The organism is Waterburya sp. (assembly GCF_058530065.1).
This window is the reverse complement of record NZ_JBZNBU010000294.1, coordinates 1-15,860: the sequence shown is the minus strand read 5'-3', so window position 1 is coordinate 15,860 and position 15,860 is coordinate 1. Positions and strand designations below refer to the sequence as shown.

The following is a 15,860-nucleotide window of genomic DNA, read 5'->3' as shown; positions in this document are numbered from 1 at the left end:
TTTTCTGAAAACAAGAGTGTTTAAAAAGGTTTAAATTTTTGAGTGCGATTACTTTAATGATTATTTAAGAAAGTAACTATTCGCCACCAAGTTTAAACTTCACCACGAATTTCTTCGACCACTCCGTCTCTCAAGACGACTTCAACGTTAAGTTTTTTAACTAAATTGTCTCCTTTTTCTAACCTAAAGAAACTTTCCATCTGAGCTTGAACTACTTCTTGGTCTAATTCTAGGAGTTGTATTTGTTGTAATTGCTGCAAGAATTGATTTTTCTTTTCGAGCATTTCTCCTTTCTTCTGATTTACCTGCCCCATAATGTTTTCAGTTTGCTTTTTCAGTTGAGGGCTAGCAGGATCTTTGATTTGTTTGGTAAGTTCTTCGATAGTTCTTTTACCCTGCATTTCTAGTTGTTGCATTTGCTTGTCTAGCTGGGCAGTTTGTTTTTGCAATTGCTGGGTAACTTCTTCTTTCCATTGAGCCGTAACAATGGCTTTTATTGTAATGGGACGTTTTAAGAGCAAGCTAGTGTTGGAATAGTCCACGATTTTGACTCCTTCTTTATAATTGCGATAATTGCGATCGGATTTAAAGGTTACAAGCTATTGAGCAATATGGCTAGGTTATTTCCTGAATTTTTAATCTTTTAAGTTGTAGCTTAAAAAAAACATTTTAGTTAGTTTTCGTTGGTATAGTCATTTCAAATATTAAGAATAATATGATGCTGTTCGTATTTATTGGTTGGCATCGAAGCAGGTTCGGCTTCAAAATATTCGAGAGTCAGTAAATCAGCTGTGTTAGAACGGACTAATTCAACACTTTTTATTAGTGGTTCGGAAGGATATATATCTTGATATTTAGGCATTTAAAGCATTGTTTAACCAAATCACTTTTTTTGGTTAACTCTTATAGCTTCTCATTTTTGGGTCAACTCAAATGTCGATTTGATTACGATAACATTGCTTTTAACTTCTTCCGCATCAAGATCCCTGGCTTATCGGTCATCATGTGCTGTTCTTCTTTTATATCCAACGGCACGTCATAATCAGTAGTTTCCAATATTGCTTTATCTTCCAAAGTCACGGCGCGATCGAATGCCACCACGTCTTCTGCTTTGGTTTCGGCTTCGGTATCGTTGCGCAGACAAAACTGAACGATCTGGGAAGAAGAGTCATTGATGGGTGTAGCGGTATTCACGATGATATGCACCAAACCGTTAGGATAATTAATTCGTAGCTTGCAGGTAAAAGGTAAATACCAATCGAGGTCTAAATTTCTGGTAGTTATTTCCTGATCCATTTTCAGGTTTTGCTGTTGCTGTTGGGGATTAACTACACCTAAAACTGCCGTCCCCGTAATACCATAGTCAGTTTCTTCAACTTCTACGTGATCGGGAATGGGATGATCTTCACTGCCAAAAGTAGTGGTGTGAACAAAGGTAGGATGAGCCAAATCGAATTCATTTTCCATCACTCTCAACCCCGCACAGTGCCAAGTTTCATAGAATTCAGGAATCAGCCGAAAATTAGGATCGTTCGCTTCTGCTATGTCGGGAATTTCATTTAAAGGTTCGCCCAAACATACCCAGATATATCCGTAACGTTCTTGAGCCTGAAAAGTTTTGATCTGATAACTTTTGGGTATCTGACTGCTGTCTGCTAATTGAGGAACTTTAACGCAAACTCCTCGTCCGTCATACCGCCAACCATGATAGGGACAGACAATGTTACCGTCAACAACCTTACCCTTAGATAGTTGTGCCGAACGATGACAACAGCGATCGCTTGCCACTACTGCTTGCTGATTATTATCTAACCATAAAACTAGCTTTTGTCCCAATAATTCAAAACTTTGGGGCTGTTCTGACATTTGGGAAACAGGCATCACGGGATACCAAAACCGTTTGAATATTTGTTCTTTTGTGACTAGCATAAAGATTGACTTCTAGTCAGTTAAATTGTTGATTGTATATTGAATACTGTATACAAAAAAAGTCCGTCAAAAAGTATTAGCGGTTACCAACTAGCAGTTTGTCACCAAACTATAATCTTGTTTTTTTAATCAGAAACCGAAACTATAAAGACAGAATTCAATTAAACGATTTTGCAAAATAATGAGAAATGAAAATTTACTCGATCCCCCTGTTACTGTTGTAATTACCCGCAAAGTAAAACCTGGCTGTAAAAAGGCATTTGAGAAGTTTATTGCTGGTATTACCTCAGCAGCCATGACCTTTGAAGGGCATTTAGGTACAAATGTTTTTCGTCCTAGCAATCCCAAAGATAACGAATATCGCATTATCTTTAAATTCGATCGCGCCAGCAATTTAAAGATTTGGGAAGAATCAGAATGTCGTCGTCAGTGGTTAGCCCGTGCCGAAAGTCTGCGTCTCGAACCTCCCAGAATTAGAATTATTACAGGCTTAGAAACGTGGTTTACCTTACCCACTCCCAAACAAATCAATCCTCCACCCCGCTACAAAATGGCAGCCGTTACTTTAATAACTCTGTTTCCTGCAATTCAACTGGCTAATCTAACTCTTGCACCATTACTAGAATTGTTGCCTTTACCTTTATTATTGCGAAGTTTGATTATTACCGCCGTTTTAGTTTTACTAATGACCTATGTATTAATGCCCAGAATGACTAAACTGTTTGCTGGCTGGTTGTATCCAAAAAAACGCTAAAATCATCACTACAATTTTTTTCAGCTTTATTATATGTTTGTCGAAGTTGTTCCCCACAACCCTCAATGGAAACAAGAATTTGCTACTGAGTCGCTAAAAATAAGTTTAGCTTTAGCTGAAAACTTAGTCTTTATTCATCATATTGGTAGCACTGCCATTCCTCAGATTTATGCTAAACCCATTATTGATTTTCTGATAGAAGTTAAAGATATTGAAGCGATCTCCAGACAAACAACAGCAATGGAGAAGTTAGGCTACGAAGCAATGGGAGAGTTCGGACTGATTGGTCGTCGTTACTTCCGCAAAGAAAATCTTTTTGGTATTAGGACTCATCACGTTCATATATATCAAAAAGATTCTGCGGAAGTCAAACGCCATTTAGCTTTTAGAGACTATCTGATAGCTCATCCTCATGATGCAGAACAATACAGTCAATTGAAACAACAATTAGCTCAAAAATACCCCAATGATATTAAAGGTTACATGGATGGCAAAGATGAATTTATTAAGAGAATCGAAAGTAAAGCGATTCAGTGGCAGACTTCAATTGAATAATGCGATCGCAATTAATTCCATTAGATTATAAATCCACACCGTAAGCAGAACTGAAGTTTCTGCTCATAGCGATAAATTTATCTGTAGTCCAAACATCGGTTTCCAGATCGGATTTAGCACCATTCAACCCTGGATTATAAGCTGCACCGAGAATATTACTTAGCTGGATGAATTGTTTGCCGTTCCAATGGCGATCGCTTGATTTGACTGGATTATTGATAGTCATTATATTCTCTCCTTTTTGTAGCGAAATATACGGTTTATATATACTCATATATTAGCTTAAAATTTTCGGAAAAGAAACGTTCGTATTTTTGCATACTGTATACAAATACTCCCAATAAAAGAGCGATCGTTCAACAATTGATAATTATTTAGCTTTAAAATGTTATTCGACTCTTTACAACTAGATTTAGTTACTGAATATCAGGACAAATGGCGATCGCTTTATTTAAAATGTAATTCAGGCGATCGCGGACAAGTCAAAGATGCTGTTAACAATCTTTATTCGACAATAGGGTTATCGCAACCTAAAGTTGAATTTTGGACTAGTCCAATAGCTGCCAGTAAAAATTTTAATTTAGATTATTGGGGTAATAAATTAATTAGAATCGACAAGCCAATAGAGAAAGCATTAAAGCAGGAAATTGATAATAATTTATGGCGAGAATTACAGGAAAGAATTTATGATTCTCTACACCAACAACTGTGGATACAAATAGGAATAGTTGTTTATGATTTGTTAAAAGAAACCTATGCTCTTTGGCACGAGTTAAACAAACCTTTAGCGGAAAATAAACCATATTTTAATCCTGTATTGGATTTTACAACGACTGATTATTTAATTGCTCGTGCTTGTCTGTATGATTATGCTTATGAAGAGTTAAAGTTTCAGGAACTAAAGCAAGTTTGGCAAAGTTATTATTACTTAGCAATAAATTGTGGTTGGCTTTTAACATACCGAGATATTTGTTTGATTTGCGATCGCCCTAACCAGCTTACAGTAGATAAAGAGATGAGATTACATGGTGTCAAACAACCAGCAATTATGTTTAACGACGGCACGAGTATCTATGCTTATGAAGGAGAAATTCTCCCCGCAAAGTATGGCAATCTTCATCCTTCTGCTTGGCGAATAGAATGGATATTTGAAGAAAAAAATCCTGTAATCAGAAGAATTTTAGTTGAGGGTATTGGCTACAAACGGATTTGTCGTAGAACGGCTTGTAAAGAGTTAAGTAGATTAGGAGATTCTATTCTTTTGGAAATCGATTTACAAGATGATAGTAAACCCGCACGGTTACTTAAAATTAAGTATGTGGATACAGGCAAAATAGATATTTTAAGAGTTCCCCCCAATATTGATTCTGTCAAAGAAGCAATCAAATGGGTCGATTGGGGTCGCGATTTTAATCGTACAGAATTTCATTCTATAGATCGTTTACGAAATTATTTTTAGATACTATTAACTCTTATTTGTTTAATTATCCATTAATGAAATGCTTTATTTGGCTTTAAGCTGCCTTCAAGGTAGACCGATAAAATCCGCAGCAGAAGAATTAATTAAACTAGGAACTAATAGCTTGCAATTAACTCCTGGTTTAGTACCCGATCCTGATTTTAAATCCTGGTTAGAAAGAGAAAATATTAACTATCTCATTCATCATGGTTTTAGCTGGCATAAATATAATACTGCGGTCTGGAATGAAAATGCAGATTGTTTGGTAGCATCTAATTCCATTCATCCACCAAAATTAGATAGTCCCCCAGGAAAAATCTGGAAAATGAGAGCCGAAAGAGGAGATTATAAGAATTTTATCCTAGAAACCATGTACCCTAAATATCATCTTGGTAACGATCGAGAATTAACCTGGGCGATGGATAATAAATTCAACTTAGCTGTCGATGTTTCTCATGTTTATATTCAACAACAAAGTGGATGTTTGTCAGATCGCGTTTGGCAAAGATTACAACAATACGATCGCATTGGCGAACTACATTTATCGGCTAATAATGGACGTGCGGATATTCACCAACCACTAACTAAAAATAGCTTTGGTTTAGATTGGGTAAAAGAGCGCAGTAAAGACAACATTCCCGTATTTTTAGAATGCTATATGCACCGTTTATCTCATTCCGAAAGATTAGCGCAAGTCGAATTAATTGGATTATAAAAATGACAGCACGTTTATATACACCAGCAGAAACCGCAGCAATTAGAGAAAAGATCGTAGAACATTATGCTTTACCGATAGTAAAAAGGGTTTTTGATAAATATCCGTAAATTCAATCTGCTTATCTTGCAGTCGCCCAATACTGGAACGATGAAGCATCAGATGAAGTACATGATTTTTTTATCTACTCAGTGTTAGATACTCCCGATTGGGAAGCTTATGCCAAGTCAGAACAAGCAGCAGGTAACTACAAATATGGAAAAGATTATGCAAAGTCAATTAAAGATCCGATTAATTTACCTGGATTTGTAGATTGTCATTACGAAATAGGCGGATATTATAGCAATCTAAATCGAGAAAAAGATAGATATTATTTTGACGGATTTAAAACTGAATTGATTCCAGCTTTCGCAGCTTTTTGTAAAGAAGGTTCGCATCAAAGTATGGATTATGCAGAAGCCTATACACCTTACGCACTTTTTACTAGAACAGATACAGGAATAAACATAGAAATAGTGGGCAAAATGCTGCGTCCTTGGCTAGATGGAATTAGACCAGAAGCCGATTATTAATTTTGATGTTTATTTAAAAGATGTGAGTTTTTTGACCAGTGCGATCGCAATTTACAAAATACGCTATGTAAAAATGAAACTAGAACTTTTATATACCAGAAATCAAACAGCAATCATCAGACAAAAAATTATCGATCGCTATGTAATTCCGACTGTAGAAAGAGTTTTTACTAAATACTCAAGAATTAACTCTTGTACCTTTGCTGTCGCTCAATATTGGAATGACAATGCACACGATGAAGTACACGATTTCTTTTTATATTCAATCTTAGATACTCCTGATTGGGAAGCTTTTGCTGAAGCAGAATATGACGAAGATAAAGTAAATTTGCCAGGATTTAAACACAGGTATGTATTGTCACCAGGAAATATTTGGGACAAAACAGAATATTACAATTCTAATAACTTTTGGAATGGTTTGAGAGGAAATGAAATTGCTGCCTTTGCTGCCTTTTGCAAAGAAGGTTCTCATCAATGTATGGCTCATGCAGAAGCCTATACTCCCTATGCTATTTTACGTCGCAGAGATGAAGCCATTGAAGTAGAAATTGTCGGTAAAATGTTACGTCCTTGGCTTGATGGTGTTCGACCAGAGGCAGGATGGTAAATTGATTCTATTAATTAGTAATTTACTAGATCGCTTGCCAAAACTATCAATAGATTTGAATACTGTATACAAATACTCCAAACAAAAGAGCGATCGATGATTATCTGGAATGATAAATGTTAAATGTTAAATGTTAAATGCTAAGAGATCTAGTCGGTTATGGTGCTAATCCACCCCATCCACAGTGGCGAGGAAATGCCAAAATCGCCTTACAGATAGTCCTTAACTATGAAGAAGGCTCAGAATACTCAATCCCTGACGGAGACGACACCTCAGAAATCTATCTCAGGGAAGTACCAGGTTCTTCTATGGGCAAGGGAATGCGAGACTTACAGGTAGAGTCTGTCTATGAATATGGCAGTAGGGCTGGTTTTTGGCGACTAATGCGCTTGTTCAAAGCTAAAAATATTCCCGTAACTATTTTTGGTGCAGCCTTGGCATTAGAAAGAAATCCTGCAGCAGCAGCAGCAATTGTCGAGGCGGGATACGATATTTGCTGCCATGGTTGGCGATGGATTGGCTATCATTTACTGGATGAAGCAGAAGAAAGAGAACACATTCAACAAGCAGTAGCATCTCTCAAAAAACTTACAGGCGATCGCCCTTTGGGGTGGTACTGTCGTTATGCACCCAGTCTCAATACTCGTCGCTTGATTGTGGAAGAAGGGGGTTTTTTATATGACTCCGATGCTTATAATGACGATTTGCCTTACTGGGTTGAAGTAGCAGGTAAATCTCATTTAGTTATTCCCTACACTCTGGATAATAACGATATGAAGTATTGTGTAGCCCCTGGTTTCAATAGCGGCAATGACTTTTATACCTATCTCAAAGATGCTTTTGATGTTTTATATGCCGAAGGTGAAACTAGTCCTAAAATGATGTCTGTAGGGCTTCACGCTAGATTAGCAGGAAAACCAGGGAGAATTGCTGCTTTAGCTAGATTTATTGACTATGTTCAAAGTCACGAACGGGTTTGGATTTGCCGACGGATTGATATTGCCCACCATTGGATTAAATATCATTCTCCATAAACCATTAATTTAATTAAAATCGTGGATTATTGCTTACTAGCTTTTGCTGGTAGCTTCTTCTCGATCGGATATTTGCTGTAACTCAGTATCTATAGGCTGACGAATAATTAGTACCGAACAGGGTGCGTGATGGGTAACATAATTGCTAACGCTACCGAGGAACATTTCTTTTAAGCCTTTTAATCCTCTACTGCCAATCACAATTAAATCTGCCGACCAAGTGCGGGCTACTTCGCACAAAGCTCTTCCAGGGTTTCCAGACAATTGAATAAATTCGCTATGGATGCCTGCTGCTTTGGCTTCTTGGTTTTTTTGCTGCAAAAATTTGATTCCTTCTTGTTTGTAGTTTTCCCATTTTTGGCAATATAGATTGTAATCGTGGTCGTCCCACAAATAGTAAGTATAGCCAGGAAGTCCAGGAAATCCTGGCTCATCTTCATCTAAGACGTGCATGATGATTAAACTAGCACCCGTAGTTTTGGCTAAAGATACTGCCGAATCAAAGACAGATTGATTAGTTTCGGAATAGTCTATTGCTACTAAAATTTTGTCGATCACGATAAATATCTCTAGTTGTTAGTTAACTGTTGTCGCTATTTACTGGTTCTTGATTATTTGCTGCTTGTTCGGAAGATACACTGTTAGATTGAGCATCAATGGAATTGCGGACAATTAAAACCGAACAAGGTGCATGGTGGGTAACATAATTACTGACGCTACCGAGAAACATTTCTTTTAGACCTTTGAGTCCGCGACTACCAACCAAAATCAAATCTGCCGACCAATTAGTAGCTAATTCACAAATCACCCGTCCAGGATTGCCTTCTAATTGAGTAAATTGAGTGCAAATACCTGCTGCGGTTGCTTCTTCAGTCATCTTTTTGAGAAATTCAATTCCCTGTTCTTTGTACCTAGCGTATTCTTTTTGATATATTTCGTAATTGGTTTCTTCTATTATTGGGTAGTAAGTATAGGCAGGTATTATAGGGTGTTCTGGTTCTTGTTTGGCTAAGATATGTAGCAGCATTAATTCTGCATTTGTAGTTTTGGCTAAAGATACTGCTGTATCGAAAACAAACTTGTTGTTGGGAGAGCGATCTACAGCGATGAGAATTTTGTCGATCATATTGAATACCTCTTTTTTATAGTTAGTTGTTAGTTGTCCTAAAGGATTAGCTTATTACGTCGCGTCACCGCTTCGCATATTAGTTGTTTGTAGATAAATCCTTTGTCCACTAACGACTAACTACTAACCAATGACTAACGATTTTGTCGTTCCACTTCGGCAATATGCAACCTGGTTTTTAATATTGTATCGGGATTGAGACTAATAGAGTCGATGCCTTCTTTGACCAGTAATTCGGCAAATTCTGGATAGTCACTGGGTGCTTGACCGCAAATACCAATTTTGCGATGTTTGAGTTTGGCGATGGAAATTGCCATAGTCAGGATGGCTTCTACGGCGGGGTTACGTTCGTCAAATAAATGAGAGATTAAAGCCGAATCGCGATCGAGTCCTAAAGTTAGCTGAGTTAGGTCGTTAGAGCCGATGGAAAAACCATCAAAAACTTCAGCAAATTCAGCAGCTAGCATCACATTACTGGGTAATTCGCACATAACATATACTTGCAATCCATTTTCGCCTTTTTTTAGTCCGTGGCTTGCCATTTCTGCTATTACCTTACGTCCTTCATCGGGAGTACGACAGAAGGGAATCATGGGGATAACATTAGTTAAACCCATATCATCGCGGACTCGTTTAAATGCTTGGCATTCGAGAGCAAAGGCTTCGCGATATTTAGGGTCGTAGTAGCGACTCGCACCGCGCCAACCCAACATCGGATTTTCTTCTTGGGGTTCAAATTGTTGACCACCCAATAAATTGGCATATTCATTACTTTTGAAGTCTGATATCCTGACAATTACTGGTTTGGGATAAAATGCTGCTGCGATCGTGGCAATCCCTCGTGAAAGCTTATCGACAAAGAAATCAGGTTTATGAGGATAGTGAATAGTTTGACGGGCAACTGCCATCTTTTCTTTACTATTTTCCAGCTCGTCAAATTTAAGTAAAGCCAGAGGATGAACTTTGATATGATTGGCGATGATAAATTCCAATCTTGCCAAACCCACACCATCACAGGGTAAAGCTGATAGACCAAATGCCGATTCGGGATCCCCCACGTTCATCAGAATTTTGGTTTTAGTTTCGGGCAAGTTATCTAGCTGTATTTCTTCCACAGTAAATGGAATTAAACCTGCATAGACTTTTCCCTGTTCTCCTTCGGCACAAGATACGGTGACATCTTCTCCTGTAGTGATTTTACTGGTGGCATCACCACAACCGACGATCGCAGGTATACCCATTTCCCGAGCAATAATGGCAGCGTGACAAGTTCTACCCCCCTGGTTAGTAACGATCGCGCTAGCTTGTTTCATGATTGGTTCCCAGTCGGGGTCGGTTTTATTGGTAACTAAGACTTCTCCTGGTTGAAATTTATCGATGTCAGTTACTTCTAAAATAACTCTGGCAACACCCGCACCAATTTTTTCTCCCACAGATCTGCCAGTGACTAGTAGGGGCGAATTGTCATTCTCTCTTACAGCATCGGCATCTAATTTGTATGTCTGCAATACGTTGGCAGTTTTCTGAGATTGAACGGTTTCGGGACGAGCTTGAACGATATAGAGTTCTTGAGTTAGTCCATCTTTTGCCCATTCAATATCCATCGGAGTATATGTACCCCGAATCTGGGAGTAGTGATCTTCAATCTGAGTTGCCCATTTTGCTAGCTGTAAGATTTCGTCATTGTCGATCGCATATTCAATTCTTTCTTGGTGGGTTGTCGGGACATTTTTAGTCAGTTTGCTACCGCCAATGTCATACACCATTTTGATTTCTTTACTGCCAATCCGTTTATCGAGAATAGGACGATAGCCGTCTTTTAATGTTGGTTTGAAAACAATATATTCATCGGGATTAACCGCACCCTGAACTACGTTTTCCCCCAAACCATAAGCTGCGGTAATTAGGGCTGCATCTTTAAAACCTGTTTCTGTATCGATAGAAAACATTACCCCAGAAGTAGCTAAATCCGAGCGCACCATCTTTTGTACCCCTACAGATAAAGCAACATCAAAATGGTCGAAACCTTTAATAGTTCGGTAGGAAATCGCCCGATCTGTAAATAGGGAGGCAAAGCATTTATGACAAGCTTCGAGGACGCACTGAATATCATGAACGTTAAGATAGGTTTCTTGTTGTCCTGCAAAACTGGCATCGGGTAAATCTTCGGCGGTGGCAGAAGAGCGAACTGCTACATCGACATTATAGGTATATTGTTTGCAGATTTCTTGTTCGATTCCTTCAAATTGTTCGCAGTAGGAGAAATCTATACTACACTCCTGGCAAAGACGATCGTAAGCTTCGATAATGGCTATTTCTAATTCTGTAGGAAAAGGGGTATTGAGAATTAATGCTCTAGCTTTTTTGCCTCGCGATCGCAAGTTACTCAAGTTTTCTACATCTAAATCGGCAAATAGTTGACGTAACTTAGTTTCTAATCCAGCCTGTTGGATAAAGTAGCGGTAAGCGTAGGCTGTAGTAGCAAAACCTTCTGGGACATTAATTCCTTGAGGGGTCAATTGTTGAATCATTTCTCCTAGGGAGGCGTTTTTTCCGCCCACAAGAGATACATCATCCATTCCCACATCTTCCAACCAAAGAACTAGAGCTTGTTCTTTATCTTGTTGAGTTTGGCGGTTACGATCTGCTATTACTACCATTAGTTCTAGTTCCTCCACTTCTATTGACCTATTGCATCGAGTTAGTAATGCTTTGAAGTTAATAGTTCTTTTGTAGATGAATAATTTGAGGAACTTGTGAAGGTAGGCTGTGGTTAGTAAAGCGATCGCATTTTTCAGATTAGCGATCGCTATTTATCCTATCTTCATTAGCAGCAATCAAATGCTGTCTAAAGGTAAATTCAAACTGATATATATAAGCTGCTGCAACTACCCAAATAATCAAACGTAAAAAAGGACTATAAATCGGCTGTCGTAGAATCATCAAAGCGATTTGAACCCAAAATTCAACGCGAGTAGTTGCATATACGTTTATTTCTGATGTTGGGTAAGCAAGACAGTCAGCAGCATTATAAGTCAACCAAGGTAGGATTGATAATATTGAGTCGCTTGCGAGCATAGCAAAGATTACAACAACGAGGGCAAACAAACCATGCCACCAGCTAACAATACCAGGAAAATAGCCTGTTATTCGTCCTCTTTCTGTTACTTCTAGATCTGGATAAAATCTATCTAATAGCAAATATAAATAGTGGTGAACAAAAGCCACGAGCGGAATTGGCAGTAATAAAATAAAAGGCGATAGTAAAGTTATCAAACCGCTAATTATTGAAGAAATAAACGAAATAAATCCCAAGATTTTTTGCTGAACAAAATAAGGTAATATGCTGATTATAAAAATTAGAAAAATAGATACAAAATAAAATATATAAGCACTAATAAATACAATTATTGTCCACAAATGATATAAAATTGGGATAAGAGATGTAGCAATAATTAATAGCCCAGCTAAAAGAAAAGCATTAATCCAAGAGCTTAAATTAGGATTTATAATAGACCAATTTCTCATATCAATAGATGAAAATATATAATAATTTTTCTAATTATATATTTATTGAACATCCAAAAAGCCGAGTTGTTCAACTCTTTAAATAACTCTACTTTTATTTTGCGATTGAATATAAATCATCTGGAAGTGGTTCTAACATTTGCTCGATACTTCAGTTAAAACAATACTTTTTAGTAGAGCGATTGCTTTTACTCTATGAATATCTTTAAGAAAACTGACTGAAACAAATCTAAATCTTCCACAACATAATTTAAGATAAATAACAATAAATCTCCATCTATGGGTGATAATCAGGTTGTGTTTTGATATAAATTTTGCTCTTAGGTATATGCATCATTAGTGGTGCAAGCAAAAATTTGTTTAATAAATTGGAGATTCATAAAAAATAATGTTCTACACAACTTTCATTGCAGCAACATCATCTTTCCCTTTAACAGATCCTTGGAGTCCAAAGATTGCTATAGTCATGATCCTCTGTAATGTCATTGCGATCGCAATTGGGAAAACTACTATGCCTAATCCTGGTGTCGGTACAGCTTTACCAATGCCCGAAATGTTCGGTGGAATGAGTTGGTCTACTCTATTGGCTACTACTAGCTTAGGTCATATAATCGGCATCCTAACAATTCTGTTGCTAGATACCTATGGTATTATCTAGTTTCCTTAGAAAAAATAATTTATAGAAATTGCTATGTGTTTGTATGTATTAGTTCACATGGCTTTTTTTTGTGCAACATGATCTTACTTTCAAAAGCTTTTTAGAGCCGTTTGTAGGATATTTTTTACAAGAGTGCGATCGCATTTCTTTTTATTGCTTTTGTATAAGGCAATGACTACTGAGCATTTTTTAAAACAATACACATACTCAGTAACACAATATATTTTCAGGCTATGGTAGATACGTGTAAATAACGATTAAACAATAATGATACCCTCCAGTATTTATATTGCTCTTTTATTCCCAGGATTGATAGCTGCTTTTTTATTGCTGATATTTCCTCAAGTAAACTATCCTATCAAAGCGTTACTAACTGCTATGCTTACTATTTCATTAGGATATATATCTATTAATTTATTTGCCTGGAATACTATTTATATAGTAAACGATGCTCATGGGGTAATTTTTCTGATATCTATGATTTATGGAGTACCTCTATCAATTTGTTCTGAATTGGCTGTTATAGCCATTTTTATAAATCAAAATGAGAAGATATCGAGCGCAATTTCAAAAAATTCTCAAGATGATTAATTATGGAAGCATTTCTCTGGTTTCTGGCGATTCCCCTACTAGGAATTGTATCACCAATATGGTTGAGCTTTGAAAAGGATATCAAACCAATAAATAAAGCCTTGCTATTTTTACTGCTACCAATTGCAGAAATACTATTATCAATATGGGCTATCATTGAGTCTTTGTCAAACGATACTAATTTGATAAATGCTTGGCAATTGCCATTCATTTGTTCGATAGCAATTTTAGGATTCTCTTTTACTCTTATAGTAGTTTTTGTAGATGATATAAGTAACCGTTTAAAACTTAGTATCAAATTGATTGCTTTATCAATTTTAAGCTTTATTACTGTTTGGGGAATTATACTTTTTTCAAAAGGTTGAACACATCTTCATTTAATTCTGGACAAGTTGCAGAATATCATTGCGCTTCTTCATCCCATTCTATGACTGCTCCGATATTCATTTATTTTTTAAGTTTGAGAAATGTATTTAGATTTTAGAATATTTTTTACAAGAGTGCGATCGCATTTCTATTCAGTATTCTCCCATTAAAGCGAGCAAAATTTACCCAATCGTTTCCCACAAGGAGTAGGAAAGGGAATTTTTGAAATTGTCACTCGGTTTGACTCCAACACTTACAGAACAGTATATGCAGTACAAATCAAAGACTATATTTATGTTCTTCACGCATTTCAGAAAAAATCCCCAAAAGGAATTAAAACAGCACAAAAAGATGTGGAATTAATTAAACAGAGATACAAGCAAGCGTTAAAACAATCCCAGGATAACTAACAAATAAAATGACTGATTCAATAGAATTTACTCAAAGTAGTGGTAATGTTTTTGCCGATATGGGTTTATCAGATGCCGATGAGCTTTTAACCCGTGCTAAATTAGGCGCAGCAGTACGTACCATTCTCGAAAGTCGCAATTTAAAGCAACAAGAAATAGCTCAATTACTAAACATTAAGCAACCAGAAGTTTCTAATATCATGCAGGGAAAATATCATCTGTTTTCTGAAGCTCGTTTGTTTGGTTTTCTCAATCGGTTAGAAAAGAAGATTACCATTCAAATATCAGATCGCGATCGCAATGAAGCTTTAATTGAAGTTGTAGTTGAAAATTAAAAAATAATATTTTTCAGTCTCTAATTATTAAATATTATTGTTTCTAGCATCAGCTTGATTGCGTCTTTTAAATTAGCGATCGCGTTTTCCTTGGTATCGTCGAAAGATGAAACAAAATTTAATTCTGGACAAGTAGCAGAATAAGATTGTGCTTCTTCATCCCATTTAATAACTGCTCTAATAATCATGAATTTTTTAAGTTTTAGAAATGTATTTAGATTTTAGAATATTTTTTATAAGAGCGCGATCGCATTTTTATTTAATACTCTTGCGTTAAAATTTTATTGCAAACGAATTTTATATTGTGTGCAAACGTTATGACAGACTTACTTACAGAAGCTTTTGATAAAGCGCAAAATTTACCGAGCCATTTGCAAGATGAACTTGCAGCACAATTAATTGAAGATATTGAAAATGAACTTCAATGGCAAAAATCATTATCTCAAGCAGCACCAAGCAAGTTAGAACAATTAGCAGCAAAAGCATTAAATGACTCTACAAATGGTAAGACAAAAGAGATGGGTTTTGATGAATTATGAAGTCAGAATTGACTATCGAGTTTATTCATAATTTTGCAGAATTACCCGAACGAATTAAAAAGACTGCTAGAAAAAATTATCAGTTGTGGAAACAGAATTCATCTCACCCTAGCTTAGAATTCAAAAAGCTTAATACGAAACAACCTATATATTCAGTAAGAGCGGGAATTGGTTGGCGAGCTTTGGGAGTAATGAAAAATTCCGAAACAATTATCTGGTTTTGGATTGGTTCGCACAGTGATTATGACAAAATAATTAAAAACTTATAAATTCTACAATTGAGTTAATATGTGCAATATAGCGATCTCATCTTCCTTTGTATCGCCAAAAGATGAGACAAATTTGAATTCTGGACAAGTAGCAGAATAGGATTGAGCTTCTTCATCCCATTCAAGAACCGCTCTAATAATCATTAATTTTTTAGCTTACCTATATTTAGATTTTAGAATATTTGTTGCAAATAGAGTGTTTAAAAAAAAATTTTATCCTGCTTATAGATGCGATCTCTTTTTTTCAGTTCTTTTTAGTAGATCGATCGCCTTTCTTATTGATGCTGTTAAATTAGCAGCGCGATCGCAACGCGAATTACTAGTCTTGACGAACAAATAAATAATGTTTCACTCCATCAACTAATCGATACCAATCATTTTTATAGTTTTGTAATGCCCATACTTTAATTTTT

At 36.4% G+C, this 15,860-nt stretch carries 23 protein-coding genes and 1 pseudogene; 14 read left to right on the top strand and 10 right to left on the bottom strand.

Features of this window, described 5'->3' with window-relative positions:
- Positions 1-92: 92 nt before the first annotated feature.
- The 3 genes from AC33VI_RS17660 to AC33VI_RS17650 all read right to left on the bottom strand — a co-directional run bounded on the left by AC33VI_RS17660 (position 93) and on the right by AC33VI_RS17650 (position 1,929).
- Positions 93-542 carry a YlqD family protein gene (locus AC33VI_RS17660; RefSeq protein WP_491783575.1) on the bottom strand — a complete coding sequence of 150 codons (450 nt, stop codon included), beginning with the start codon at positions 540-542 and terminating at the stop codon, positions 93-95.
- A 155-nt stretch (positions 543-697) separates the two neighbouring features.
- A complete protein-coding gene (locus AC33VI_RS17655) occupies positions 698-862 on the bottom strand; it encodes a hypothetical protein (RefSeq protein ID WP_491783574.1) in 165 nt (54 codons plus the stop codon).
- 83 nt (positions 863-945) lie between these two features.
- Positions 946-1,929, bottom strand: a complete 984-nt coding sequence (locus tag AC33VI_RS17650; protein WP_491783573.1) for an aromatic ring-hydroxylating dioxygenase subunit alpha — start codon at positions 1,927-1,929, stop codon at positions 946-948.
- 181 nt (positions 1,930-2,110) lie between these two features.
- Here AC33VI_RS17650 and AC33VI_RS17645 point away from each other — a divergent pair, with 181 nt between their 5' ends.
- Both AC33VI_RS17645 and AC33VI_RS17640 read left to right on the top strand, forming a co-directional pair.
- Positions 2,111-2,683, top strand: coding sequence for an antibiotic biosynthesis monooxygenase (locus AC33VI_RS17645; protein ID WP_491783572.1), 573 nt, complete (start codon positions 2,111-2,113; stop codon positions 2,681-2,683).
- A gap of 33 nt (positions 2,684-2,716) precedes the next feature.
- Positions 2,717-3,238: a GrpB family protein gene (locus AC33VI_RS17640; RefSeq protein ID WP_491783571.1), complete on the top strand. Its 522-nt coding sequence runs from the start codon at positions 2,717-2,719 to the stop codon at positions 3,236-3,238.
- Positions 3,239-3,263: 25 nt separating this feature from the next.
- On the opposite strand, the gene AC33VI_RS17635 is transcribed toward AC33VI_RS17640, so the two are convergent.
- Positions 3,264-3,464, bottom strand: a complete 201-nt coding sequence (locus tag AC33VI_RS17635) for a hypothetical protein (RefSeq protein WP_491783570.1) — start codon at positions 3,462-3,464, stop codon at positions 3,264-3,266.
- Between the two features lie 159 nt (positions 3,465-3,623).
- Between AC33VI_RS17635 and AC33VI_RS17630 the strand changes: the two genes are divergently transcribed.
- The 5 genes from AC33VI_RS17630 to puuE all read left to right on the top strand — a co-directional run bounded on the left by AC33VI_RS17630 (position 3,624) and on the right by puuE (position 7,625).
- Positions 3,624-4,697: a DUF6745 domain-containing protein gene (locus AC33VI_RS17630; RefSeq protein WP_491783569.1), complete on the top strand. Its 1,074-nt coding sequence runs from the start codon at positions 3,624-3,626 to the stop codon at positions 4,695-4,697.
- A gap of 40 nt (positions 4,698-4,737) precedes the next feature.
- Positions 4,738-5,412 carry a hypothetical protein gene (locus AC33VI_RS17625; protein ID WP_491783568.1) on the top strand — a complete coding sequence of 225 codons (675 nt, stop codon included), beginning with the start codon at positions 4,738-4,740 and terminating at the stop codon, positions 5,410-5,412.
- 191 nt (positions 5,413-5,603) lie between these two features.
- Positions 5,604-5,984, top strand: a complete 381-nt coding sequence (locus AC33VI_RS17620; RefSeq protein WP_491783567.1) for a hypothetical protein — start codon at positions 5,604-5,606, stop codon at positions 5,982-5,984.
- The gene (locus AC33VI_RS17615; RefSeq protein WP_491783566.1) at positions 5,956-6,591 is read left to right on the top strand and encodes a hypothetical protein; all 636 of its coding nucleotides are present in this window, start codon (positions 5,956-5,958) and stop codon (positions 6,589-6,591) included. The genes AC33VI_RS17620 and AC33VI_RS17615 overlap by 29 nt, the downstream gene beginning before the upstream one ends.
- A 137-nt stretch (positions 6,592-6,728) precedes the next feature.
- The gene (gene puuE / locus AC33VI_RS17610; protein WP_491783565.1) at positions 6,729-7,625 is read left to right on the top strand and encodes an allantoinase PuuE; all 897 of its coding nucleotides are present in this window, start codon (positions 6,729-6,731) and stop codon (positions 7,623-7,625) included.
- Between the two features lie 36 nt (positions 7,626-7,661).
- Here puuE and AC33VI_RS17605 read toward each other — a convergent pair whose 3' ends face one another.
- The 4 genes from AC33VI_RS17605 to AC33VI_RS17590 form a co-directional block, all read right to left on the bottom strand.
- Positions 7,662-8,183 carry a universal stress protein gene (locus tag AC33VI_RS17605; RefSeq protein WP_491783564.1) on the bottom strand — a complete coding sequence of 174 codons (522 nt, stop codon included), beginning with the start codon at positions 8,181-8,183 and terminating at the stop codon, positions 7,662-7,664.
- 22 nt (positions 8,184-8,205) lie between these two features.
- Positions 8,206-8,751, bottom strand: a complete 546-nt coding sequence (locus AC33VI_RS17600; RefSeq protein WP_491783563.1) for a universal stress protein — start codon at positions 8,749-8,751, stop codon at positions 8,206-8,208.
- A gap of 134 nt (positions 8,752-8,885) precedes the next feature.
- Positions 8,886-11,411 (bottom strand): phosphoenolpyruvate synthase, encoded by a 2,526-nt coding sequence (gene ppsA, locus AC33VI_RS17595; protein ID WP_491783562.1) that lies wholly within the window; start codon positions 11,409-11,411, stop codon positions 8,886-8,888.
- 139 nt (positions 11,412-11,550) lie between these two features.
- On the bottom strand, positions 11,551-11,979 hold the full coding sequence (locus AC33VI_RS17590; protein ID WP_491783561.1) for a hypothetical protein: 429 nt from the start codon (positions 11,977-11,979) through the stop codon (positions 11,551-11,553).
- Positions 11,980-12,667: 688 nt separating this feature from the next.
- Here AC33VI_RS17590 and psaK point away from each other — a divergent pair.
- From psaK to AC33VI_RS17565, 5 genes and pseudogenes are all read left to right on the top strand, one after another.
- Positions 12,668-12,937 (top strand): photosystem I reaction center subunit PsaK, encoded by a 270-nt coding sequence (psaK, locus tag AC33VI_RS17585; protein WP_491783560.1) that lies wholly within the window; start codon positions 12,668-12,670, stop codon positions 12,935-12,937.
- Between the two features lie 267 nt (positions 12,938-13,204).
- The gene (locus AC33VI_RS17580; protein WP_491783559.1) at positions 13,205-13,528 is read left to right on the top strand and encodes a hypothetical protein; all 324 of its coding nucleotides are present in this window, start codon (positions 13,205-13,207) and stop codon (positions 13,526-13,528) included.
- Positions 13,529-13,530: 2 nt separating this feature from the next.
- A complete protein-coding gene (locus tag AC33VI_RS17575; RefSeq protein ID WP_491783558.1) occupies positions 13,531-13,893 on the top strand; it encodes a hypothetical protein in 363 nt (120 codons plus the stop codon).
- Positions 13,894-14,094: 201 nt separating this feature from the next.
- Positions 14,095-14,304, top strand: a pseudogene (locus tag AC33VI_RS17570) (type II toxin-antitoxin system RelE/ParE family toxin); the annotation flags it as partial.
- Positions 14,305-14,312: 8 nt separating this feature from the next.
- Complete coding sequence (locus tag AC33VI_RS17565) at positions 14,313-14,639, top strand: helix-turn-helix domain-containing protein (RefSeq protein ID WP_491783557.1); 327 nt, start codon at positions 14,313-14,315, stop codon at positions 14,637-14,639.
- A gap of 20 nt (positions 14,640-14,659) precedes the next feature.
- Here AC33VI_RS17565 and AC33VI_RS17560 read toward each other — a convergent pair whose 3' ends face one another.
- Positions 14,660-14,827: a type II toxin-antitoxin system HicB family antitoxin gene (locus AC33VI_RS17560; protein WP_491783556.1), complete on the bottom strand. Its 168-nt coding sequence runs from the start codon at positions 14,825-14,827 to the stop codon at positions 14,660-14,662.
- A 129-nt stretch (positions 14,828-14,956) separates the two neighbouring features.
- On the opposite strand from AC33VI_RS17560, the gene AC33VI_RS17555 reads away from it, so the two are divergent.
- Both AC33VI_RS17555 and AC33VI_RS17550 read left to right on the top strand, forming a co-directional pair.
- The gene (locus AC33VI_RS17555; RefSeq protein ID WP_491783555.1) at positions 14,957-15,178 is read left to right on the top strand and encodes a hypothetical protein; all 222 of its coding nucleotides are present in this window, start codon (positions 14,957-14,959) and stop codon (positions 15,176-15,178) included.
- The gene (locus AC33VI_RS17550; RefSeq protein WP_491783554.1) at positions 15,175-15,447 is read left to right on the top strand and encodes a ParE family toxin-like protein; all 273 of its coding nucleotides are present in this window, start codon (positions 15,175-15,177) and stop codon (positions 15,445-15,447) included. The genes AC33VI_RS17555 and AC33VI_RS17550 overlap by 4 nt, the downstream gene beginning before the upstream one ends.
- Before the next feature lie 3 nt (positions 15,448-15,450).
- On the opposite strand, the gene AC33VI_RS17545 is transcribed toward AC33VI_RS17550, so the two are convergent.
- On the bottom strand, positions 15,451-15,591 hold the full coding sequence (locus AC33VI_RS17545) for a type II toxin-antitoxin system HicB family antitoxin (RefSeq protein ID WP_491783553.1): 141 nt from the start codon (positions 15,589-15,591) through the stop codon (positions 15,451-15,453).
- Positions 15,592-15,860: the final 269 nt, after the last annotated feature.